Origin of the sequence: Streptomyces sp. NPDC017448, assembly GCF_044330565.1 — a bacterium.
Classification (GTDB): Bacteria; Actinomycetota; Actinomycetes; order Streptomycetales; family Streptomycetaceae; genus Streptomyces.
Genome location: NZ_JBIRLM010000002.1, coordinates 557,797 through 580,476, shown reverse-complemented (window position 1 = coordinate 580,476; position 22,680 = coordinate 557,797). Strand labels below are relative to the sequence as shown.

Here is a 22,680-nt window from a genome sequence, read left to right as displayed (position 1 = left end):
GGCCCTCGCCGTTGTGTCACCGCCCGGCGAGCTGCCGGGCGCCGAACGTCCGCGGCCCCGGCAGCAACCCCCGGAGGCCGCGGACCAGGACCTACCGGCCCGCGTACTTCCGGCTCACCGCGCGGTAGACGCCCTCGGCCTCCTCGCCGAGTCGCGGTCCGGCCAGCCAGCCGGCCGTGACCGGGCCGATCGAGGTGTTCGAGACCAGCGCGGGCTTGCCGTCCCGGCCCGCCGCGACCCAGCCGCCGCCGGAGGAGCCGCCGGTCATCGTGCAGCCGATGCGGTACATCGTCGGCTGGTCCCGGAAGACGGAGAGCCGGCCCGGCCTGTCCTCGCACCGGAGCAGCTTCTGGCCGTCGTACGGCGGCGCGGCCGGGTAACCCGTGGCCGTCATCTCCGCGATCTGCGGCACGGCCGGGGCGTCGAACTCGACCGGCAGGGCCGAACCGACCGTCTCCTCCAGCGACTTGCCGCCCGCGCCCTTCTCCGGCGTCACGTGCAGCACCGCGAAGTCGTACGGAGCGCCCTGGCCGCCGGTCGACGCGCCCTGGGCGATCCACTGCTCCGAGGTCTGGGCCCAGTCGCCCCACCACACGCCGTACGGAGCGATCTTCTCCTTGGGCGCGGTCTCCAGCTCGGCCGGCGACAGCCCGTCGTTGTTGTACGCCGGGACGAAGGCGATGTTGCGGTACCAGCCGCCCTTCTTGCCCGCGTGCACGCAGTGCCCGGCGGTCCACACCATGTTGGACCTGCCCGGGTTGGCCGGGTCCTTCACCACGGTCGCGGAGCAGACCATCGAACCCTGCGGGCCGTCGAAGAGCAGCTTCCCGGCCTCCGGGGCGTTGTCGTGGTACGGCGTCGCGACACCGGCGGCCCGGACCGGGGCCGGCGTCGGGTCCGTCACGCCGTCGTCGCCCGAGATGTCGTTGTCGACCGGGTTCTCCGGGGGCTTGTCGGCCTCCCGCATCCGGTCCGGATCCCACAGGTCCTCGATGATCGGGTTGACGAAGTCCTTGGCCTCACGCAGCCACTTGTCCTTGTCCCAGTTCTTCCACTCGCCGTCCCGCCACTTGTCCGGGTCGATCCCGTGCTCCTTGAGCCGGTTCTTCAGATCGTCCGGGATGACGACCTTGCCGTCGGCCGCCCCGTCGGCGGAGGCGCTGGGCGTCGTACCGCCCGCGTCGTCCTCCTCGGGACCGCACGCGGTGGCGGTCAGCGCCAGCACGGCGGCGACGGCCGTCGCGGCGAGCGCGGTGGAGGGCATACGGCGTACGCGCCTGCCGCGGCGGGCGGTATGGGTCGGGCGGATGGGTCGCATCTGGTGATCCCCCTGGGACTTCGTCACTCGGTACTCGTACTGCCTTGCGGGTGCCTCCGGCGCCGGAGCAGATGCTTCCGCCGCCGCTGCGGCCCCCACTATGCCGGTGCCGATGGTGACGGTGCGCGGCAGGTCCGCGGTTCCGGGGCCGCGAGGATCTTCCGGTGCGCCCGTGATCCATCGCGGACGGCGTCGTTGGTACGTACGGGGGACACCAGGACAGCGTTCACTGCCTCGGTGCGTCCGCGCGAAACCGTACCCACGTGCAACGCGACTGTTACCGCAGGAGGATCAAGAGCCGTGTCCGTGACCGAACCCGCTCCGGTGGCGCCGCCGACCGCGCACGAGGGCATCCTCCGCCGCCAGACCCTGCGCGAATCGGCGGCCCGCACCTACGCCCGGTCCCTGCCGATCGTCCCGGTGCGCGCCCGCGGGCTCACCATCGAGGGCGCCGACGGGCGCCGCTACCTCGACTGCCTCTCCGGCGCCGGCACCCTGGCGCTCGGGCACAACCACCCCGTCGTCCTCGAAGCGATCCGCAAGGTCATCGACTCCGGTGCGCCCCTGCACGTGCTCGACCTGGCCACCCCGGTCAAGGACGCCTTCACCAACGAGCTGTTCGCCTCCCTGCCGCGCGGCCTCGCCGACGACGCCCGCGTCCAGTTCTGCGGACCCGCCGGAACCGACGCCGTCGAGGCCGCGTTCAAGCTGGTCCGCGCCGCCACCGGCCGCACCGGTCTGCTGGCGTTCACCGGCGCGTACCACGGCATGACCGCCGGAGCCCTGGCGGCCTCCGGCGGCGCGAGCGACGTCCAGGTGACCCGGCTGCCCTTCCCCCAGGACTACCGCTGCCCGTTCGGGACCGGCGGCGAGCACGGCGCCGCCCTCGCCGCCCGCTGGACCGAACACCTGCTGGACGACCGCAAGGGCGGCGTCCCGGCCCCCGCCGGGATGATCCTGGAGCCGGTCCAGGGGGAGGGCGGCGTCAACCCCGCCCCCGACGCCTGGCTGCGCCGCATGCGCGCCATCACCGAGGACCGGTCCATCCCGCTCATCGCCGACGAGGTGCAGACCGGGGTCGGCAGGACCGGCGCCTTCTGGGCCGTCGACCACAGCGGCATCGTGCCCGACGTCATGGTCCTGTCCAAGGCCATCGGCGGCTCCCTGCCTCTCGCCGTCATCGTCTACCGTGCTGAGCTGGACCTTTGGCAGCCGGGCGCGCACGCGGGTACGTTTCGTGGCAACCAGCTCGCCATGGCGGCGGGCGCTGCCACGCTCGCGTACGTCCGGGAGAACCGCCTGGCGGACCGTGCGGCGGTCCTGGGGGCCCGGATGCTCGCCCGTCTGCGGGAACTGAGGGCGCATCACCCGGGAATCGGTGACGTACGGGGGCGCGGACTGATGATCGGCCTGGAGCTGGTGGATCCCGAGCGTGCGCCCCTGCCCGCCGAAGCCGGCGACCGCACCCCCGCCCCGCCGCCCGCCCCGGCCCTCGCCCGAGCCGTCCAGCAGGAATGCCTGCGGCGCGGCCTCATCGTCGAACTGGGCGGCCGTCACGACGCCGTGGTGCGCCTTCTGCCGCCCCTCACCCTCACCGACGAGCAGGCGGACGCCGTCGTCGACCGTCTCGCCGACGCGCTGGCAGCGGCCGAACGCTCCCCGCACCGTCACACCACCGCCGGGTCCACCCCCTGAACCCGGAATCCCCACAAGGAAGAACGCCGTGAACCCCACCCCCGCACCCGAGGCCGAAGGCCCCGGGACCCCCCAGCACCGAGGGCAGGACGGACCGGCCGCCCCCGGCACGGTCGAGGCGATGGTCGTGCCCCGTCAGAAAGCCCCGCACGCCCCCGCCCCCTCCGCGTACGCGCCCGGCCCGGTGTCCGCCGCCCCGGCCGACCAGGACCCGAGCCCCGACGCGCTCGACGACCCGGACCCGCTGCGGGCCGCCGACGCGGCCGGCACGGAGAGCCTCCTGCGCTGCTGGGCCCGGGAGAACGACCTGCCCCGGCCCGAGGGCGACACCCTGCGTATCGCCTTCCCCGCCAGCGGCACCGCCCTCCTCGTGCCCGTGCGCTACTGGTCCGCCACGGGGGCCCACCGCTTCGGCGCACCCGCCCTGGAGACCGCCCCCGCCGGCGCCCCGCCCGCCGACGCGGCCACCGTCGCCGTCCTCATCGGCCGCGAGGGGGGCGAGAGCGGCGCGGGGGACCTGGTCGCCCGGGTGGCCGACTCCGTACGCCACACCGCCGGTTTCGTCGCGGAGCGGCGGCGCGCCCCGGCGGACCCCGCCGAGGCCGACCTCTTCCTCACCGCCGAACAGTCCCTGCTGCTCGGCCACCCCCTCCACCCCACGCCCAAGAGCCGCGAAGGGCTCTCCGAGGCGGAGTCCCGCCGCTACTCGCCCGAACTCCACGGGTCCTTCCCGCTCCACTGGTTCGCCGTCGACCGGTCGCTGACCGCCACCGACTCCGCCTGGACCGAGGACGGACCGGCCACCGCGGAGGAACTGCTCGCCCCGCACGCCGGAGGGCTCACGACGCCCTCCGGTACCGTCGCCGTCCCCGTGCACCCGTGGCAGGCGGCCGACCTGCTCCACCGTCCCCAGGTCCGGGCCCTCGCCGAGTCCGGCCTGCTGCACGACCTCGGCCCGCACGGCGAGCACTGGCACCCCACCTCCTCCATCCGCACCGTGCACCGGCCCGGGGCGCGGGTGATGCTCAAGCTCTCCCTCGGCGTACGCATCACCAACTCCCGCCGGGAGAACCTCCGCAAGGAGCTGCACCGGGGCGTCGAGGTCCACCGCCTCCTGTCGACCGGACTGGCCGAGAGCTGGCGGCGGGAGCACCCCGGCTTCGACATCGTCCGCGACCCCGCCTGGCTCGCCGTCGACGACTCCGAGGGCGCCCCCGTCACCGGGCTCGACGTCGTGCTCCGCCACAACCCCTTCGGCCCCGGGGACGACGCCGCCTGCATCGCCGGGCTGACCGCGCAACGCCCCCGGCCCGGCCACCCCGGCATGCGGTCCCGGCTCGCGGAGGTCGTCTCCGGCCTGACCACCCGCACCGGCCTCACCGCCGGAGCCGTCTGTGCCGAATGGTTCCGGCGCTATCTCCACCACGTCGTACGCCCCGTCCTCTGGCTCGACGCCCACGGCGGCGTCGCGCTCGAAGCCCACCAGCAGAACACGATCGTCCTGCTCGACCCGGACGGCTGGCCGGTCGGCGGCCGCTACCGGGACAACCAGGGCTACTACTTCCGAGACTCCCGCCGCGCCGAGCTGGACAAGCGGCTCCCCGGCATCGGCGCCGTCAGCGACACCTTCGTCTCCGACCCGGTCACCGACGAACGGTTCGCCTATTACCTCGGCATCAACAACGTCCTCGGACTGATCGGGGCGTTCGGATCCCAACGCCTGGCCGACGAGCGGGAACTCCTCGCGGTCCTGCGCCGGTTCCTCACCGAGACCGCGGAACTGGGTTCGCCCCTGCCCGCGTACCTCCTGGAGAACCCCCGACTGCGCTGCAAGGCCAACCTGCTGACCCGGCTGCACGGACTCGACGAACTGGTCGGACCGGTCGACACCCAGTCGGTGTACGTCACCATCGCCAACCCGCTGCACAGCTGAACACCCGCACCCGGCAGACTCCGAGCCACCGTTCCGGAGCAGCCCACCGACCGAGACCCGGTCCAGAGAGGAGAGCGCCACCATGCCTCCCGCCGACGCCTCAGCGGAACCCGGCGCCGCACCCGACGGCGGGAGCACCGGTGTCGAGGACACCCTCGACCTGCGGCTCACCGAAGAACTCCTCGCGGTGATCGCCGAGGACCGCGGCACCGGGGCGGCACACGCCCCGAGCGAGCTGCTGGGCGACCCGGGGAGCTGGGCGCCCGCCCGCACGGCGGCGGGGGAGTTCACCCTCCTCCCCGTCCGGGCGGAGCGCGACCTCCCCCTCCTCAGCCGCTGGATGAACGATCCAGCGGTGGCGGCCTTCTGGGAGCTCTCCGGACCGGAGTCCGTCACCGCCGACCACCTCGGACCCCAGCTCGAAGGGGACGGCCGCAGCATCCCCTGTCTCGGCCTGCTCGACGGCACGCCCATGAGCTACTGGGAGATCTACCGCGCCGACCTCGACCCGCTCGCCCGCCACTACCCGGCCCGGCCGCACGACACCGGCGTCCACCTCCTCATCGGGGGCGTACGGAACCGGGGCCGGGGCGTGGGCGCCACGCTCATCCGCGCCGTCGCCGACCTCGTCCTGGACCACCTTCCGCGGTGCGGGCGGGTCGTCGCCGAACCGGACCTGCGCAACACCCCGTCCGTCTCCGCCTTCCTCAGCGCCGGCTTCCGCTTCTCCGCCGAAGTGGACCTCCCCGACAAGCGCGCCGCGCTGATGATCCGCGACCGAACCCACCGAGACCAGCTGTGACCTGCTCGCCGCACCTTCCATACCGCTCGAACCCCAGAGGTTCCTTCCGGAGGAGTCCCCGTGCCGATATATCCCGCGAGCCGTGACGCAGCCGGGTTCCCGCAGCTGTTCAGCCCTCCGGAGCTGAACCGGCAGATCTGGGACCGGGCCGCCGCACGGCTCCTCGCCAAGATGCTCGGCGAGTTCGCCTACGAGAAGATCATCGAACCCGTCCCCGACCCCGGCCCCGGAGCCGGCGGGCTTCACCGCCTGACCCTCGACGACGGGGGAGTGCTCGTCTTCACGGCCCGGCGCGGCGCGTACGGCAGTTGGCGCGTCGACCCCGATTCGATCGAGGTCACCGCACCGCCCCCGGCCGCCCACGCCGACGGCGCACCCGCCGCCGTACCCCCCGACGCCGCCGCGGCGGCCGAGAGCGCTCCCACCACCGCGTACGCCGACCGGACTCCGCGCGCCGGAACGAACGCCGCCGCGCCGTCGCAGGTCGACGCGCATGCCGTAGCACCCCCGCGCGCGGACGCGCACGCCCCAGCACCCGTCAACGGCTCGGCCGCGTCCTCCGGTCCGGCGCCCGGTCCCCGGCCCTTCCGCGACCCGCTGACGTTCCTCGCCCGGGCCCGCACCCTCCTCGGCCTCGACGGCACGACCCTCGGCCACCTCATCCGCGAGCTGACCCGGACGCTCTCCGCCGACGCCCGGCTCGACCACACCGCGCTCACCGCGGACCGGCTCGCCGCGCTCGACTACGCCGAGCTGGAGGGCCATCAGACCGGCCACCCCTGGCTGGCTGCCAGCAAGGGACGGCTCGGCTTCTCCGCTTCCGACGCCGACCGTTTCGCCCCCGAGGCCCGCACCCCGCTCCGGTTGCCGTGGATCGCGGTCAGCACCCGCATCGCGCGGTACCGGGGCGTGGGCCGCGTCGGCACCCCCGAGGAGCTGTACGCGGGGGAGCTCGACCAGGACGTCCGGGACGCCTTCGCCGACGTCCTGCGGGCCCGGGGGCGTGATCCGCAGGACTACTTCTACCTTCCCGTGCACCCCTGGCAGTGGGACGAGTGGATCGTGCCGCTCTACGCCCCGGCCATCGCGGACGGCGACATCGTCGCCCTGCACACGGACGGCGACGCCCGCCTCCCGCAGCAGTCCATCCGCACGTTCGCCAACGTGGACCGGCCCGAGCGGCACACGGTGAAGCTCCCGCTCTCCATCCTCAACACCCTGGTCTGGCGCGGCCTGCCGACCGAGCGGACCCTCGCCGCCCCGGCGGTCACCGCCTGGGTCCAGGGACTGTGCGAGGACGACCCGTTCCTCCGCGACGGCTGCCGGGTCGTCCTCCTCGGCGAGGTCGCCTCCGTCACCGTCGAGCACCCCCTGTACGACCACCTCCCCGAAGTGCCCTACCAGTACAAGGAGATCCTCGGCGCGATCTGGCGGGAGCCGCTGCCGCCCCGTCTCGCCCCGGGCGAACGCGCCCGCACCCTCGCCTCCCTCCTCCATACGGACCCGGCGGGCCGCGCGTTCACCGCCGAGCTGGTCGAGCGCTCCGGCCTGGCCCCGGAAACCTGGTTGAAGCGGCTCTTCGCGGCGCTCCTGCCGCCCCTGCTGCACTTCCTCTACCGCTACGGCACCGTCTTCTCCCCGCACGGCGAGAACGCCATCGTCGTGTTCGACGCGGACGACGTGCCCGTGCGGCTCGCCATCAAGGACTTCGTGGACGACGTCAACGTCAGCGCCCACCCGCTGCCGGAGCACGACGCCATGCCCGAGGAGGTGCGCGCCGTCCTCCTCACCGAGGAGCCGTCCTTCCTCACCCAGTTCATCCACTCCGGCCTCTTCGTGGGCGTCTTCCGCTACCTCTCACCGCTGTGCGAGGAACAGCTCGGCGTCACCGAGGACGCCTTCTGGTCACTCGTCCGGGCGGAGATCGTCCGCCACCACGCCCGCTTCCCGGAGCTGAAGGAGCGGTTCGAGCTGTTCGACATGCTCACCCCCGAGATCGAGCGCCTCTGCCTGAACCGCAACCGCCTGCTCGTCGACGGCTACCGGGACCGTGCCGACCGCCCGCACGCGGCGATCCACGGGACCGTCCCCAACCCGTTGCACCCCTCCGTCCGCGTGGGGGAGTGATCGCCGTTGTCAGTGGTGCGCCGTAGGGTGGTCGGGCTATGACGAAGCCATCCCTCCCCGAGCTCCTGCACGCCGCCGTCGCCGCCGTCGGCGGTACGGAACGGCCCGGCCAGGTCGCCATGGCCGAAGCCGTCGCCGAGGCCGTGGACGACCAATCCCATCTGCTCGTCCAGGCCGGCACCGGTACGGGCAAGTCGCTCGGCTACCTGGTGCCGGCCCTGGCGCACGGGGAGCGGGTCGTCGTGGCCACGGCCACCCTCGCCCTCCAGCGGCAGCTCGTGGAGCGCGACCTCCCGCGCACGGTCGAGTCCCTGCACCCGCTGCTGCGCCGCCGTCCGCAGTTCGCCATGCTCAAGGGCCGGTCGAACTACCTCTGCCTGCACCGGCTCCACGAAGGGGTTCCGCAGGACGAGGAGGAGGGGCTGTTCGACCAGTTCGAGGCGGCGGCCCCGTCCAGCAAGCTGGGACAGGACCTGCTGCGGCTGCGGGACTGGTCGGACGAGACGGAGACGGGCGACCGGGACGATCTGACGCCCGGCGTCTCGGACCGGGCCTGGGCGCAGGTCTCGGTCTCCTCCCGCGAGTGCCTGGGCGCGTCCAAGTGCGCGTACGGGGCGGAGTGCTTCGCGGAGGCGGCGCGGGAGCGGGCGAAGCTGGCGGACGTGGTCGTCACCAACCACGCGCTCCTCGCGATCGACGCCATCGAGGGCGCGCCGGTGCTCCCCTCGCACGAGGTACTGATCGTCGACGAGGCCCATGAGCTGGTCTCCCGGGTCACCGGCGTCGCCACCGGCGAGCTGACCCCGGCCCAGGTCAACCGCGCGGTCCGCCGGGCGGCGAAGCTGGTGAACGAGAAGGCCGCCGACGCCTTGATGACGGCGGCCGAGGGGTTCGAGCGGGTCATGGAGCTGGCGCTGCCCGGACGGCTCGAAGAGGTCCCGGAAGATCTCGGGTACGCGCTGATGGCGTTGCGCGACGCGGCGCGCACGGTGATCTCGGCCATCGGCGCCACCCGGGACAAGTCGGTGGAGGACGAGAACGCCGTCCGCAAGCAGGCCCTCGCCTCGGTCGAGACGGTCCACGGCGTCGCGGAGCGCATCACCCAGGGCTCCGAGTACGACGTCGTCTGGTACGAGCAGCACGAGCGGTTCGGAGCCTCCGTCCGGGTCGCCCCGCTCTCCGTGTCGGGGCTGCTGCGCGAGAAGCTGTTCGCCGAGCGGTCCGTGGTGCTGACGTCGGCCACCCTCAAGCTGGGCGGCGATTTCAACGGGGTGGGCGCATCGCTCGGGCTGGCCCCCGAGGGCACGGCGGGCGAGGCCGTCCCGCAGTGGAAGGGGCTGGACGTCGGCTCCCCGTTCGACTACCCGAAGCAGGGCATCCTCTACGTCGCCCGGCATCTGAACACCCCGGGCCGCGAGGGATCCCGTACGGACATGCTGGACGAGCTCGCCGAGCTGGTGGAGGCGGCCGGCGGCCGCACGCTGGGGCTGTTCTCCTCGATGCGGGCGGCCAAGGCGGCGGCCGAGGAGCTGCGGGGCCGGCTGGGCAAGCCGATCCTGCTCCAGGGCGAGGAGACGCTCGGTGAGCTGATCAAGAACTTCGCGGCCGATCCGGAGACCTGCCTCTTCGGCACCCTGTCGCTCTGGCAGGGCGTCGACGTCCCGGGGCCGAGCTGCCAACTGGTGGTGATGGACCGGATTCCGTTCCCCCGGCCGGACGATCCGCTGATGAGCGCACGGCAGAAGGCGGTCGAGGAGGCCGGGGGCAACGGCTTCATGGCGGTGGCGGCGACGCACGCGGCTCTGCTGATGGCCCAGGGGGCGGGGCGGCTGGTCCGGGCCACGGGCGACAAGGGCGTCGTCGCCGTGCTGGACCCCCGGCTCGCCAACGCCCGGTACGGCAGCTATCTCCGCGCTTCGCTGCCCGACTTCTGGTACACCACCGACCGGAACCAGGCGCGCCGCTCCCTGGCCGCCATCGACGCCAAGGCCAAGGCGGACGGCGCTTAGAGGGGGGCCGGGGCGGGAGAGGGCGGGACGGGAGGGAAGCGGCCGGGACGGGGCGCGGCCTCCCGGAAGCGCTCGGCCGGCGTGAGGCACGGTAGCGCAGAGGGTGGGCCGCCGGGGCATGGCAGAGCCCCGGGGTCGACGTCGTGATCGACGCCCTAGGCAGAGACCCCGGGGCCGGAAGCCGTGACCGACGCGCTCCTCAGACCCGGCGCAGCACCGCCACCACCTTGCCGAGGATGGTCGCCTCGTCGCCGGGGATCGGCTGGTACGCGGCGTTGTGCGGGAGCAGCCATACGTGACCGTCCTCCCGGCGGAAGCGCTTGACCGTCGCCTCGCCGTCGAGCATGGCGGCGACGATGTCCCCGTTCTCCGCGACGGGCTGGCGGCGGACGGTCACCCAGTCGCCGTCGCAGATCGCGGCTTCGATCATCGAGTCGCCGACGACCTTCAGCACGAAGAGCTCGCCGTCGCCCACGAGCTGGCGGGGGAGGGGGAAGACGTCCTCGACGGACTCCTCCGCGAGGATCGGGCCGCCGGCGGCGATCCGGCCCACCAGCGGCACATAGGAGGCGGCGGGCTTGCCCGTCGTGTCGGTCGGCTGGGTGCTGGGCTGGTCCGATCCGCGCACCTCATAGGCGCGGGGCCGGTGCGGATCCCGGCGGAGGAAGCCCTTGCGCTCCAGCGCCATGAGCTGGTGGGCGACGGACGAGGTGCTGGACAGGCCCACCGCCTGGCCGATCTCCCGCATGGAGGGCGGGTAGCCCCGCCGCTGCACGGAGTCGCGGATGACCTCGATGACCCGCCGCTGGCGGTCCGTGAGTCCGGAGCTGTCCGCCCGGATGCCCGGGGGCCTGCCGGGCATGGAGCGCCCGGAACGTGCGGGATCGGGCCCGTCCGTGTTCGTGAGTGCGTCATTCATGGCATGCACCGGCTCAAGTCGGCTCTGGGAGCGGTGGTCCCGGGCGGTGATGGTGGCGCTGTCTGCGGTGGTGGTCACGTCGGCCCCTCTCGAATGTTCTCCCTAGCCGGACAACGGTAGTAGCTTTCGAAAGGTTGCGCCAAACACACGTTCGAGTGAAAAACGAATAAAGGGGTGCTGTGGTGCTACCGAGGGGTGTATGAGCGGCACGGACCCCGGCCGCCCGGCGGTTCTCCGGTGCGGTCGCACGGCCTCCCGGGAGCCGTGCGCGACCTCCCCGCGGCGCGGTGCCCGGTTCCCCGCCCCCAGTCTCCCATCCGGTCCGCGCGTCCCCCTCCGTCCGGCCCGCGGACCGGTGCCCCGGCGACTCGGCGCCCCCGCTTTTCCCGTACCCTCTTCCCTGGCCCGGGGCTCCTGCGGGCGCCCCCTCCGACGACCTCCCGCTGAGGTCCGGCGCGCGACACGCGATAGGGCCCAAAACGCGACTCGACCCTAGATCTAGTGGTTGGATTGCTCCGGTCGCCCAGAAGTTGTGGTCTCGGTGCAATCACGCCGTGAGCATCACCTATGCTGGGGACTGCCTCCAGGGGTCCGCAGAGGGCCCTGAAGAGGCTATTCAGTCGTGCGTGTGAAGGAGGGTTGGGAGCCATGCACTGCCCCTTCTGCAGGCACCCCGACAGCAGAGTCGTCGACAGTCGCACCACCGACGACGGGACCTCGATCCGTCGCCGCCGGCAGTGCCCCGACTGCTCCCGCCGTTTCACCACGGTGGAGACGTGCTCGCTGATGGTCGTCAAGCGCAGCGGCGTGACCGAGCCCTTCAGCCGTACCAAGGTCATCTCCGGCGTCCGCAAGGCATGCCAGGGACGGCCCGTCACCGAGGACGCCCTCGCCAAGCTCGGCCAGCGGGTCGAGGAGGCGGTGCGCGCCACCGGCAGCGCCGAGCTGACCACCCACGACGTGGGACTGGCCATCCTCGGCCCCCTGCAGGAACTCGACCTCGTCGCGTACCTGCGCTTCGCGTCCGTCTACCGGGCGTTCGATTCCCTGGAGGACTTCGAGGCCGCCATCGTGGAACTGCGCGGGCAGCGGCCCTCCGAGAAGGACCGCGGGAGCGGCGAGACCCCTGAGGTCCCCGCGCCCGCCATCGCCGCCGACTGAGCGGTACCCGCCCGGAACGCCCGTGCCCGCAGACGTAGCTCTGCGTGCCGGCGGCAGGGCGACATGAGATGTGCTTCCGGCCGCCGTGCGCGGCGGCCGGAGTATCGGACACACATTGTGCCTGGGAAGATCTGGGCACTTCAGGGCGTTTTCGCCCACATATGGGAGGCGGCATGACAGAGACGGCGAGCGGCCCGGCACGAGGTTCCCGCACCAAGGGCGCCAAGGCGAGCAAGGGTCTGCGCATCGAGCGCATCCACACCAACCCCGGCGTGCATCCGTACGACGAGGTGGCGTGGGAGCGCCGGGACGTCGTCATGACCAACTGGCGCGACGGCTCGATCAACTTCGAGCAGCGTGGCGTCGAGTTCCCCGACTTCTGGTCGGTGAACGCGGTCAACATCGTCACCAGCAAGTACTTCCGCGGCGCCGTCGGCACGCCGCAGCGCGAGACCGGCCTCAAGCAGCTGATCGACCGGATCGTGAAGACGTACCGCAAGGCCGGCGAGGACCACGGCTACTTCGCTTCTCCCGCGGACGCCGAGATCTTCGAGCACGAGCTGGCGTACGCCCTCCTGCACCAGATCTTCAGCTTCAACTCCCCGGTCTGGTTCAACGTCGGCACGCCCCAGCCGCAGCAGGTCTCCGCCTGCTTCATCCTGGCCGTCGACGACTCCATGGAGTCGATCCTCGACTGGTACAAGGAAGAGGGCATGATCTTCAAGGGCGGCTCCGGCGCCGGCCTGAACCTCTCCCGTATCCGCTCCTCCAAGGAGCTGCTCTCCTCCGGCGGCAACGCCTCCGGCCCGGTCTCGTTCATGCGCGGCGCCGACGCGTCCGCCGGGACGATCAAGTCGGGCGGCGCCACCCGCCGCGCGGCCAAGATGGTCATCCTCGACGTCGACCACCCGGACATCGAGAACTTCATCGAGACCAAGGTGAAGGAGGAGGAGAAGATCCGCGCCCTGCGCGACGCGGGCTTCGACATGGACCTGGGCGGCGACGACATCACGTCCGTCCAGTACCAGAACGCCAACAACTCGGTCCGTGTGAACGACGAGTTCATGAAGGCGGTCGAGGCCGGCGGCACGTTCGGGCTGCGCGCCCGGATGACCGGCGAGATCATCGAAGAGGTCGAGGCCAAGTCCCTCTTCCGCAAGATGGCCGAGGCCGCCTGGGCCTGCGCCGACCCGGGCATCCAGTACGACGACACCATCAACGCCTGGCACACCTGCCCGGAGTCCGGCCGGATCAACGGCTCGAACCCGTGCAGCGAGTACATGCACCTGGACAACACCTCGTGCAACCTCGCCTCGCTGAACCTGATGAAGTTCCTCAAGGACGACGGCCTGGGCAACCAGTCCTTCGAGTCCGAGCGCTTCGCCAAGGTCGTCGAGCTGGTCATCACCGCGATGGACATCTCGATCTGCTTCGCGGACTTCCCCACGCAGAAGATCGGCGAGAACACCCGCGCCTTCCGCCAGCTGGGCATCGGCTACGCCAACCTCGGCGCCCTCCTGATGGCGACCGGCCACGCGTACGACAGCGACGGCGGGCGCGCCCTGGCCGGCGCCATCACCTCGCTGATGACCGGTACCTCCTACCGCCGCTCCGCCGAACTGGCCGCGGTCGTCGGCCCGTACGACGGCTACGCCCGCAACGCCGAGCCGCACCAGCGGGTCATGAAGCAGCACTCCGACGCCAACGCCAAGGCCGTCCACGTCGACGACCTCGACTCGCCGGTCTGGGCCGCCGCGACGGAGGCCTGGCAGGACGTGATCCGGCTCGGTGCGAAGAACGGCTTCCGCAACGCGCAGGCCTCGGTCATCGCTCCCACCGGCACCATCGGTCTCGCGATGTCCTGCGACACCACCGGCCTGGAGCCCGACCTCGCCCTGGTCAAGTTCAAGAAGCTGGTCGGCGGCGGTTCGATGCAGATCGTCAACGGCACGGTGCCGCAGGCGCTGCGCCGCCTCGGCTACCAGCCCGAGCAGATCGAGGCGATCGTCGCCCACATCGCCGAGCACGGCAACGTGATCGACGCCCCCGGCCTGAAGACCGAGCACTACGAGGTCTTCGACTGCGCGATGGGTGAGCGCTCCATCTCCGCGATGGGCCACGTCCGGATGATGGCGGCCATCCAGCCGTGGATCTCCGGCGCGCTCTCCAAGACGGTGAACCTCCCCGAGACGGCCACCGTCGAGGACGTCGAGGAGGTCTACTTCGAGGCGTGGAAGATGGGCGTCAAGGCGCTCGCGATCTACCGCGACAACTGCAAGGTCGGCCAGCCCCTCTCCGCCAAGACCAAGGAGAAGGAGAAGGAAGAGGTCACCGCCAAGGCGGAGGAGACCATCCGCGAGGCGGTCGAGAAGGTCGTCGAGTACCGTCCGGTCCGCAAGCGCCTCCCCAAGGGCCGCCCCGGCATCACCACCTCCTTCACCGTGGGCGGCGCCGAGGGCTACATGACCGCCAACTCCTACCCGGACGACGGTCTCGGCGAGGTCTTCCTGAAGATGTCCAAGCAGGGTTCGACCCTCGCCGGCATGATGGACGCCTTCTCCATCGCCGTCTCGGTGGGTCTGCAGTACGGCGTCCCGCTGGAGACGTACGTCTCGAAGTTCACCAACATGCGCTTCGAGCCGGCCGGCATGACGGACGACCCGGACGTGCGGATGGCGCAGTCGATCGTCGACTACATCTTCCGCCGCCTGGCGCTGGACTTCCTGCCCTTCGAGACCCGCTCGGCCCTCGGCATCCACTCCGCCGAGGAGCGCCAGCGCCACCTGGACACCGGCTCCTACGAGCCGGCGTTCGAGGCGGAGGAGCTGGACACGGACAGTCTGGCCCAGTCGGCCCCGGTCCAGGTCGAGCCCCTGAAGGCGGTGCCGGCCCCCGCGGAGTCCGCCGCGAAGGCGGTGCCGAAGACCGCGCACACCTCGGCCGAACTGGTCGAGATGCAGCTCGGCATCAGCGCCGACGCCCCGCTCTGCTTCTCCTGCGGTACGAAGATGCAGCGCGCCGGCTCCTGCTACATCTGCGAGGGCTGCGGCTCGACCAGCGGTTGCAGCTGACACCGGACGCCTGTGAGGGCGTGAAGTAGCTGGTCAGGGCGGTGAAGCCGATTGCGCGGCTTCACCGCCCTGACAGGTGTGACGCTGGGCCGTGGCGTTGGATGCAACCCGCTGCCGAGTCGAGGGCTTGTCGCGGCGATTGCGCTCGTGGCATGCTCCGGGCCATGATCAAGAGAATCGAGTGCTCCGTCCGCCGATGAGCGGGACGACCGGGACAGGACTGCCCGGATCACCGGCAACGCTGTTCGACCACGCGCTCCGGCTACATCAACTGGTTCCGGATGAGCCGCTTCCGCGCGACGGGTACCCCTTTCCCGATGACGCTTTGCACCGTCGCCGGGGCCCGAAGGCACCCAAAGACCGGCACTTGGCCGGCAAGGATATTGCGCTCATTCTGGACACGCATTTCGCGCGGGCCTCCGCCCTGCCCAGCGAACTGGCCGACGTCTTCCATGACGTCTATGTCCCGATTCACCACAACGAGCACATCGCCGCCGCGGCTGCGCGGGTGGACGTAGAACGCGCTCGTCAAACGGGCCGCTGGCTGGTCCGCTACGGCACCGATCGCTGCTCAGTCACCGTCGGGCTTGCCCTGCTCGCCGTTGTGGGAACAGCCGACGACATCCCGCTGATACAGACGATCGGGCTGCTCTCCGACCGCTTCGGGCCGCTGGCGGCGCACGCCTTCGAGCGGCAGACAGGAGGAGTCGAAGCCCTGCTCTGGCTCGCCGAGCGAGTCACCGGCTGGGGACGTGTCTACGTCGTCGAAGCTCTCTGCAGACTCGACGACCCAGCTGCCCGACCCTGGCTGCTGCGCAGGGCCTGTGATGGCGACTTCCTCAACGGATACTTCGCCGGCAAGGTCGCCACAGTCGCCAGACTCCATGAGGCGCTTGCAGAGCTCGACCCTGACAGCGAGATGGTCGACCACATCGGTCGGCTACTCCATCTCATGAGCGACTGCGGGGGGATGGGACTCACTCTCGCTCACTACCCCCATGCGAGAGTGGTCCTGGAGGCTCATGCCCGCCATGTGGGTTTGCTCAGCCCGACCATGGAGCGCTACTTCACGATCGCGGTGCTCACTCAGCACCTGACTACGGAGCCTTCCGAGGCTGCGGGGTGCACCGCGGCACAACAGGAAGCGCTCCGGGCGACCTACCTCGAGGTGCTCGACCGCGAGGAGTGGACCCAGGCCGCACGTGCCGGGATCGCTGCGGACGACAACCGGATGCGGTGGCTCGCCGACCACCGGGCGCCGCAGCTGAGGCTGCGTGCGTTCCCCGATCGAGAGCCGGATGCCGAGGAATAGCGCACGCCAGGAGTAAGTGGTCTACGCCAATAACCCGGTGACAGGGCGCGGAACGCGCCGGTGAGCGGGTTCTAGGAGCCGTGCTGATCAGCGTGTGAGAGAGGGTGCCGGCCGGTGGCCGGCACCCTCTTCCGTGTCCGCGGACCGCGAGCTTCCCCCGTGCCCCGCCGGCCCCGGGGGGCCACCCGGGCCGGCGCCGGTTTGACCGGATCCGGACGATGTCACCCTTCCGCGGCCCGGCTCCCCATCTCCGCGGCGAACACGTCGGGCTCGCCCTCGAAACCGCGGACGACCGACCGGAACCCCCAGAGCCCCGCCCCGTCCCGGGTGAACTCCCCGACGACCGCGGCGGTCGCCCCCGCCACGCCGGAGAAGTCGTTCTCGGCCAGCTTCGTGTATCCCTCCGCGATCTCCATCGCCGTACTCCCTATGTCGCCGAAGGTCTTGCGGCCGTCGCGCTGCTGGATGGCGACGCCGACCACCACCCGCCCGTACCGCTCAGCCAGCCGGTACAGCTCGATGGTCATGACCTCGTCGAAGCCGAACCCCTGCCCGGTCCGGCTGTCCCGGTTCAGCGTGATGGTGCCGTCGGGCGAGCGGCTGTCGAAGTGGACCAGGTAGGCGGGGGCGCCGTACGGCTCGTCGGCCGGATAGGTCGCCGCGATGATGTCGAGGTCGTTGGCGGCCGCCCCGTGCGGGCTCGGATCCCATTTGACCCGTACCTCGACCTTCTCGATGTCCTTGTTCGGAGTGCTCAAGGGACTCCCCTCCCGGCCGACGGCCCGCGGGCCGTGCTCATCACCCGACACACGATCACCCGATCATGTACGGAACCGGCCGCGGAACCAACTGCCTCGTTCCGGGACGACGGATTCGGGCCAACCGGCGGCGCCGCGTACGGCCGCGCCCGCGTCCGGGACACCGCACGCGGGGGCGAGCGGGGCGGGCTTCCCGGGAACGTGACGCGTGCCACCCTCCGCGCCGTACGATGGCGCGGTGCTGGTGAAGTGGATTCGCTGCTCCGTGGTGGACCGTCATGGTTTCGAGCGGGGACAGCGGAAGTGGGCGGGGCTGCTCGGCGAGCCGGGGTTCCAAGGACAGAGCGGCGGGTGGAGCCGAACGCGCCCCGACGTCGCCCACGTCTTCGCGTTCTGGGAGAACCGCGTCTTCTACGACTCCTTCATGGCCCGCGGGCACGACCGGCTGGCGGCCGGGCAGTCCGGCATGTTCCGCGACATGCGGGTCACGCTCTTCGAGCGCCGCTTCGACGTGAAGACGGGGTTCGAACCGCACTTCGCGGGGGCGGACGTCGTCAGGGTCGCGCACAGCAGGGTGCGCGAGGAGCGTGCCGAGCACTTCGTCCTGATGCAGCAGCAGGTGTGGAACCCCGCCATGGCCGGATCGCCCGGCATGGTGCGCGGCGTGTTCGCGGAGGCGCCGGGCAACGAGTTCCTGGCGCTGTCCCTGTGGCAGTCGAGCGCCGAGCGCGGAAAGTACCGCGCGGCGGGGGCCGAGCGGCTGGCGGCCCGCGCGCAGACCGAGACGGACGTGATCGGGCTGTCGGGGGACGTCGTGGAGCTGGAACCCTCCTGGACGGTCTGACCGGCGGGGCCGGGGCGCACCCCGGGGCGATGACGGGAATCGTCCGGCACCCCCTAGGCTCGGACCCATGGCACGACCCCAGCGCATCGTCCTCGTCCGGCACGGCGAATCCGAGGGCAACGCCGACGACTCGGTCTACGAGCGGGAGCCCGACCACGCGCTCCGGCTCACCCCCACCGGTCTGCGGCAGGCCCGGGAGGCCGGGGCGCGGCTGCGCGAGCAGTTCGGCGACGAGCGGGTGAGCGTCTACATCTCGCCGTACCGCCGCACCCACGAGACCTTCCGCGCCTTCGACCTCGACCCGGCGCGCGTCCGGGTGCGCGAGGAGCCCCGGCTGCGCGAGCAGGACTGGGGCAACTGGCAGGACCGGGACGACGTACGGCTCCAGAAGGCCTACCGGGACGCCTACGGGCACTTCTTCTACCGCTTCGCCCAGGGGGAGTCCGGCGCCGACGTCTACGACCGGGTCGGGGCGTTCCTGGAGAGCCTGCACCGCAGCTTCGAGGAGCCGGACCACCCGGAGAACGTGCTGCTGGTCACCCACGGGCTGACCATGCGGCTGTTCTGCATGCGCTGGTTCCACTGGTCGGTCGCGGAGTTCGAGTCGCTGTCCAACCCGGGCAACGGCGAGACGCGGACCCTGCTGCTGGGTGAGAACGGCCGCTACACCCTCGACCGGCCCTTCCAGCGCTGGCGGATCCCTGAGCCGTACGGCCGTACCGGATAGAGTGGCCGGGCGATGACCGCTGATTCTGCTTCCGAGCGGCGCTTCGAACGCGCCCTGGCCAGCCTGCGTGGGCTGTCCGTGGGAGACGCCCTGGGCTCCCAGTTCTTCGTACCGGCCAACTACCCCCTGCTGAAACAGCGCGCCCTGCCGCCCGGGCCCTGGCAGTGGACCGACGACACCGAGATGGCCTGCTCGGTCCTCGCCGTGCTCGCCGCGCACGGACGTGTCGACCAGGACGCACTGGTCCGCTCCTTCGCCGAGCACCACGACTTCGACCGGGGCTACGGCCCCGCCGTCAACCGGCTCCTCCGGCTCGTGCGGGAGGGCGGCGACTGGCGGGAGCTGTCCTCGGCCCTCTTCAACGGCCAGGGCTCCTGGGGCAACGGCTCCGCGATGCGCATCGCTCCGCTCGGCGCCTGGTACGCGGACGATCCGGAGCAGGCCACGCACCAGGCCGAGATCTCCTCGTACCCCACGCACCAGCACCGCGAGGCGGTCGTCGGCGCGATGGCCGTGGCCGCCGCCGCGTCGCTCGCCGCCGCCCCCGGCGGGCCGCCGAGCCCCGAGGAGCTGCTGGACGGCGTCGTCGCGCTCGTCCCGCGCAGCGCGGTCGGAGCGGGGCTGCGCCGGGCCCGCGACATGCTGGACTACCAGGACGCCGGGACGGTCGCCGCGGTCCTCGGCAACGGGCGCCGCACCAGCGCGCACGACACCGTGCCGTTCGCGCTCTGGTCGGCCGCGCGAAGCCTCGGTGGCTACGAGGAGGCGTTCTGGGTCACGGCCCAGGCGGGCGGTGACGTCGACACGACGTGCGCCATCGTCGGCGGCGTGGTCGCCTCGGACGAGGCCGGAGCGCCCCCCGAGGAGTGGCTGGCGCAAACGGAGGAACCGCCCGCGTGGCTGGAGCTCCCGCCCCGCTGAACCCACCGTCCCCCGCCCGCCCGTTTCCCCTCCGACGAACCTCCGGCCCCCGCCGGGGCTGCGGCCGTCTGTCACGGTCCTGCCACAGGACCACTCCGTGCGCCTGCGAACGGGCGTTCGGGATTACTCTTTCGGCCACGCCGCCCCTGGTTGATCTTGAGGGCGTGCGCCGAATGAGACACCGGCCGGGCGTGCGTACCGCTGGGGGCCGCGCGGGGCGCCGGTGGGGGAGGGGCCCCATGTCCGATCAGCAGCCCGACAAGTCCGTACCGCCGGAGCCAACGCCGGGAACCGGCACGTCCCGGCCACCGGAGCCGGCGGAGGCCGACGAGGCCGCCCACGCCGCGAGGACCACCGGTACGGGCGAGGACCCCGCCCCCGCCCCCGCCGGGGGCGGCGGAGCGGCCTCCGCGAGCGGCACACCGGCAGGCGTCGTCAGGGCCGCCGAGACGGTGGGCGCCCCCGCCCGGGGCGCCGCGCCCGGCGGTGCGGCCAGGACCCCCGGAGTTCCGGGCGCACCGGCGGGCAGCCCCGCCAACCCCTGGCAGTACGCCGCGGGGGCTCCCCGCGCCCGTGCCGGGAGCAGCGCGCAGGACGGCCCGGTGGCCCGGCTCCGGCCACCGGCCCCGCCCCTGATCCCACCCGCCGTGCTCTGGTCCGTCCTGGCCACGGCCGTCCTGTGCGCGTACTTCCTGGGCGACGGACTCGGGGTGAACCTCCTGATCGTGGCGGCGCCCGCCGCGCTGGCCGCGTACTTCGCCGCGCGCGCGGCGGGCCGCCGGCTGCGTCCCTGGACCGCGACCTGGGCGGTGGGAGGGCTCGCGCTGCTCGCCGTGCCCGCGCTCCGGGACGCGGGCTGGCCCACCTTCCTCGCGGTGGTCTCGGCGTTCGCCCTGGGGTCGCTGACGCTGCACGGCAACCGCAGCTGGCCGGGCGTCCTCATCGGTTCCGTGGGCCTGTTCGACTCCCTCGTCCCCGGCGTCATCTGGGGCGTACGAGGGGTACGCGCGCGGGCCGACGGTTCGCGGGCGCGCTGGGGCGCCGCCCTGCGCACCGCGGCCGTGGCCCTGGTGCTGCTGGTGGTGTTCGGCACCCTCTTCGCCAGTGCGGACGCCGCCTTCGCCGATCTGCTGGGAGACCTCCTGCCCGACGCCCCGGGCGGCGAGGCGCCGTGGCGGATCTTCCTGTTCGCACTCGGTCTGGCCGGAGCACTCGCCGCCGCGTACGCCGCGGCCGCCCCCGTGCGCTGGGACGGGATCACCGTCCGGCCCGGCAAACCGCGGGGACGGGCCGAATGGGCGCTGCCGCTCATCGTCCTCAACCTGCTCTTCGCCGCCTTCATCGCCCTCCAGCTCGTCGTCCTCCTCGGGGGGTACGAGAAGGTGCGGGCGGAGACGGGGCTCGACCACGCCGAGTACGCCCGCCAGGGCTTCTGGCAGCTCCTGTGGGCCACCCTGCTCACCCTCCTCGTGATCGCCCTGGCCCTGCGGTGGGCCCCGCGCGGCGGCAGCCGGGACCGGACGCTGGTCCGTGCCGTCCTCGGCACCCTCTGCGTGCTCACCCTCGTCGTGGTCGCCTCCGCGCTGCGCCGCATGGACCTGTACGTCGACGAGTACGGGCTGACCCGGCTGCGGATCTCCGTGGCCGCGATGGAACTCTGGCTCGGCGTGGTGCTGATCCTGATCCTGGCCGCCGGGGTCTTCGGCGCCCGATTCCTGCCGCGGGCCGTCGCGTTGAGCGCGGCGGCCGGGGTGCTGGCCTTCGGGCTGATCTCGCCGGACGGCCTGGTGGCCGAGCAGAACGTCCAGCGCTTCGAGGCCGACGAGGAGGCCGGCGTCGACATCGACTACCTGAAGGACCTCTCCGCCGACGCCGTCCCGGCCCTGGACCGGCTGCCCGAACCGCAACGCTCCTGCGCCCTGCGGATCGTCCAGCGCGAGGTCCTCCGCACCGACGCCCCCTGGTACGCGACCAGCTGGGGGGAGGCGCGGGCGAAGGAGATCCTGGAGGAGCGCCCGGTGCGGGGGGACGGGCGCGACTGCTACCGCCTGGGCCGGGACGGGAGCCGTGAGGGCTACGAGCCGGAGAGGGACGGCTACGACCCGTACTGACCCGGCTCCCCGCCCTGCGGGTCGGCGCGCTCTCCGACCGGCGGGCGCTCCAGGCGGCCAGAGCCCCCACGGGCCCCGCCCCGATGGGGGCCCCTCCGCACCCGGCAGCCCCTCCGCCGCCACGGGCGCGGAGGGCTCGAGGGGTGCTGCAGCCGCCTTCGGCGGCCGATTCGCGGCCCGCACGGCGCCCCGGGGTGTTGCTGCCGTGGCTCTCGGCGTACGCTGGCTGGCGCCATGCCGTACGAACCACCCACGCACACCGTCGAGCGCTCACTTCGCGCTACCACCGGTGCCAGGACCGTCGCCGGTGTCGACGAGGTCGGACGCGGTGCATGGGCCGGACCCGTCACCGTGTGCGCGGCGGTCACCGGCCTGCGCCGCCCGCCCGAAGGGCTCACCGATTCCAAGTTGTTGACCCCGCGGCGGCGTGCCCGGCTCGAACCCGTGCTGCGGAGCTGGGTCTCCGCCTACGCGCTGGGCGAGGCGTCTCCCCGGGAGATCGACGACCTCGGTATGACCGCGGCTCTCCGCCTCGCCGCCGTGCGGGCCCTGGAAGGGCTGCCGGTACGGCCCGACGCGGTGATTCTCGACGGCAAGCACGACTACCTGGGCGCTCCCTGGAAGGTCCGCACCGTGATCAAGGGCGATCAGTCCTGCATCGCGGTCGCGGCGGCCTCGGTGATCGCCAAGGTGCACCGGGACCGGATGATGGCCGAGCTGGGCGCCGCGTCCGAGGACTGCGCCGGCTTCGCCTTCGACGCCAACGCGGGCTACCCCTCGCCCGTGCACCGGGCCGCGCTGGAGGAGCGGGGGCCGAGCGCCCACCACCGCCTCTCCTGGGCGTATCTCGATGCCCTGCCCCGGTGGCAACACCTGAAGAAGGTCCGTATTTCCGCCGAGGCGGCCGCACTCGAAAGCGGGGGCCAGCTCGGCTTCGAATTCTGATCGCGCGCACGCGCCCCTTTTACCGGC

General features: G+C 72.3%; 16 protein-coding genes. 13 read left to right on the top strand and 3 right to left on the bottom strand.

Going from position 1 to position 22,680, the window contains the following annotated elements; translation table 11 throughout:
* Positions 1–91: 91 nt before the first annotated feature.
* Positions 92–1,264, bottom strand: coding sequence for a trypsin-like serine peptidase (locus tag ACH4K1_RS07150; protein ID WP_398087471.1), 1,173 nt, complete (start codon positions 1,262–1,264; stop codon positions 92–94).
* A gap of 354 nt (positions 1,265–1,618) precedes the next feature.
* On the opposite strand from ACH4K1_RS07150, the gene ACH4K1_RS07145 reads away from it, so the two are divergent.
* The 5 genes from ACH4K1_RS07145 (at position 1,619) to ACH4K1_RS07125 (ending at position 9,884) form a co-directional block, all read left to right on the top strand.
* Complete coding sequence (locus ACH4K1_RS07145; protein WP_398087368.1) at positions 1,619–3,013, top strand: diaminobutyrate--2-oxoglutarate transaminase family protein; 1,395 nt, start codon at positions 1,619–1,621, stop codon at positions 3,011–3,013.
* A gap of 28 nt (positions 3,014–3,041) precedes the next feature.
* A complete protein-coding gene (locus ACH4K1_RS07140; protein WP_398087366.1) occupies positions 3,042–4,946 on the top strand; it encodes an IucA/IucC family protein in 1,905 nt (634 codons plus the stop codon).
* Positions 4,947–5,028: 82 nt separating this feature from the next.
* Positions 5,029–5,748, top strand: a complete 720-nt coding sequence (locus tag ACH4K1_RS07135) for a GNAT family N-acetyltransferase (protein ID WP_398087365.1) — start codon at positions 5,029–5,031, stop codon at positions 5,746–5,748.
* 60 nt (positions 5,749–5,808) lie between these two features.
* Positions 5,809–7,875 carry an IucA/IucC family protein gene (locus ACH4K1_RS07130; RefSeq protein ID WP_398087364.1) on the top strand — a complete coding sequence of 689 codons (2,067 nt, stop codon included), beginning with the start codon at positions 5,809–5,811 and terminating at the stop codon, positions 7,873–7,875.
* Between the two features lie 38 nt (positions 7,876–7,913).
* A complete protein-coding gene (locus tag ACH4K1_RS07125) occupies positions 7,914–9,884 on the top strand; it encodes an ATP-dependent DNA helicase (protein ID WP_398087363.1) in 1,971 nt (656 codons plus the stop codon).
* A 199-nt stretch (positions 9,885–10,083) separates the two neighbouring features.
* On the opposite strand, the gene lexA is transcribed toward ACH4K1_RS07125, so the two are convergent.
* Positions 10,084–10,881, bottom strand: coding sequence for a transcriptional repressor LexA (gene lexA / locus ACH4K1_RS07120; protein WP_307670240.1), 798 nt, complete (start codon positions 10,879–10,881; stop codon positions 10,084–10,086).
* Between the two features lie 570 nt (positions 10,882–11,451).
* Between lexA and nrdR the strand changes: the two genes are divergently transcribed.
* The 3 genes from nrdR to ACH4K1_RS07105 all read left to right on the top strand — a co-directional run bounded on the left by nrdR (position 11,452) and on the right by ACH4K1_RS07105 (position 16,347).
* Positions 11,452–11,964 (top strand): transcriptional regulator NrdR, encoded by a 513-nt coding sequence (nrdR, locus tag ACH4K1_RS07115; protein WP_309055207.1) that lies wholly within the window; start codon positions 11,452–11,454, stop codon positions 11,962–11,964.
* Positions 11,965–12,137: 173 nt separating this feature from the next.
* A complete protein-coding gene (locus ACH4K1_RS07110) occupies positions 12,138–15,035 on the top strand; it encodes a vitamin B12-dependent ribonucleotide reductase (protein WP_398087360.1) in 2,898 nt (965 codons plus the stop codon).
* A 367-nt stretch (positions 15,036–15,402) separates the two neighbouring features.
* Entirely contained in the window at positions 15,403–16,347 is a 945-nt protein-coding gene (locus ACH4K1_RS07105) for a hypothetical protein (RefSeq protein ID WP_398087359.1), read from the top strand.
* A gap of 221 nt (positions 16,348–16,568) precedes the next feature.
* Here ACH4K1_RS07105 and ACH4K1_RS07100 read toward each other — a convergent pair whose 3' ends face one another.
* The gene (locus tag ACH4K1_RS07100) at positions 16,569–17,105 is read right to left on the bottom strand and encodes a TerD family protein (RefSeq protein WP_398087357.1); all 537 of its coding nucleotides are present in this window, start codon (positions 17,103–17,105) and stop codon (positions 16,569–16,571) included.
* A 238-nt stretch (positions 17,106–17,343) separates the two neighbouring features.
* Here ACH4K1_RS07100 and ACH4K1_RS07095 point away from each other — a divergent pair, with 238 nt between their 5' ends.
* The 5 genes from ACH4K1_RS07095 to ACH4K1_RS07075 all read left to right on the top strand — a co-directional run bounded on the left by ACH4K1_RS07095 (position 17,344) and on the right by ACH4K1_RS07075 (position 22,653).
* Positions 17,344–17,949, top strand: a complete 606-nt coding sequence (locus ACH4K1_RS07095; RefSeq protein ID WP_398087355.1) for a YdbC family protein — start codon at positions 17,344–17,346, stop codon at positions 17,947–17,949.
* 67 nt (positions 17,950–18,016) lie between these two features.
* Positions 18,017–18,676 (top strand): histidine phosphatase family protein, encoded by a 660-nt coding sequence (locus ACH4K1_RS07090; protein WP_398087354.1) that lies wholly within the window; start codon positions 18,017–18,019, stop codon positions 18,674–18,676.
* Positions 18,677–18,688: 12 nt separating this feature from the next.
* Positions 18,689–19,597, top strand: a complete 909-nt coding sequence (locus ACH4K1_RS07085; RefSeq protein ID WP_398087352.1) for an ADP-ribosylglycohydrolase family protein — start codon at positions 18,689–18,691, stop codon at positions 19,595–19,597.
* Between the two features lie 239 nt (positions 19,598–19,836).
* A complete protein-coding gene (locus tag ACH4K1_RS07080) occupies positions 19,837–21,708 on the top strand; it encodes a DUF4153 domain-containing protein (RefSeq protein ID WP_398087350.1) in 1,872 nt (623 codons plus the stop codon).
* Between the two features lie 234 nt (positions 21,709–21,942).
* Positions 21,943–22,653 (top strand): ribonuclease HII, encoded by a 711-nt coding sequence (locus ACH4K1_RS07075; RefSeq protein WP_398087349.1) that lies wholly within the window; start codon positions 21,943–21,945, stop codon positions 22,651–22,653.
* Positions 22,654–22,680: the final 27 nt, after the last annotated feature.

Excerpts from the sequence above, each read along its gene's own strand:
- nrdR (WP_309055207.1), top strand. The coding sequence starts at position 11,452 with ATGCACTGCCCCTTCTGCAGGCACCCCGACAGCAGAGTCGTCGACAGT.
- ACH4K1_RS07075 (WP_398087349.1), top strand. The coding sequence starts at position 21,943 with ATGCCGTACGAACCACCCACGCACACCGTCGAGCGCTCACTTCGCGCT.
- ACH4K1_RS07110 (WP_398087360.1), top strand. The coding sequence starts at position 12,138 with ATGACAGAGACGGCGAGCGGCCCGGCACGAGGTTCCCGCACCAAGGGC.
- ACH4K1_RS07135 (WP_398087365.1), top strand. The coding sequence starts at position 5,029 with ATGCCTCCCGCCGACGCCTCAGCGGAACCCGGCGCCGCACCCGACGGC.
- ACH4K1_RS07090 (WP_398087354.1), top strand. The coding sequence starts at position 18,017 with ATGGCACGACCCCAGCGCATCGTCCTCGTCCGGCACGGCGAATCCGAG.
- ACH4K1_RS07150 (WP_398087471.1), bottom strand. The coding sequence starts at position 1,264 with ATGCCCTCCACCGCGCTCGCCGCGACGGCCGTCGCCGCCGTGCTGGCG.
- ACH4K1_RS07080 (WP_398087350.1), top strand. The coding sequence starts at position 19,837 with ATGTCCGATCAGCAGCCCGACAAGTCCGTACCGCCGGAGCCAACGCCG.
- ACH4K1_RS07125 (WP_398087363.1), top strand. The coding sequence starts at position 7,914 with ATGACGAAGCCATCCCTCCCCGAGCTCCTGCACGCCGCCGTCGCCGCC.
- ACH4K1_RS07085 (WP_398087352.1), top strand. The coding sequence starts at position 18,689 with ATGACCGCTGATTCTGCTTCCGAGCGGCGCTTCGAACGCGCCCTGGCC.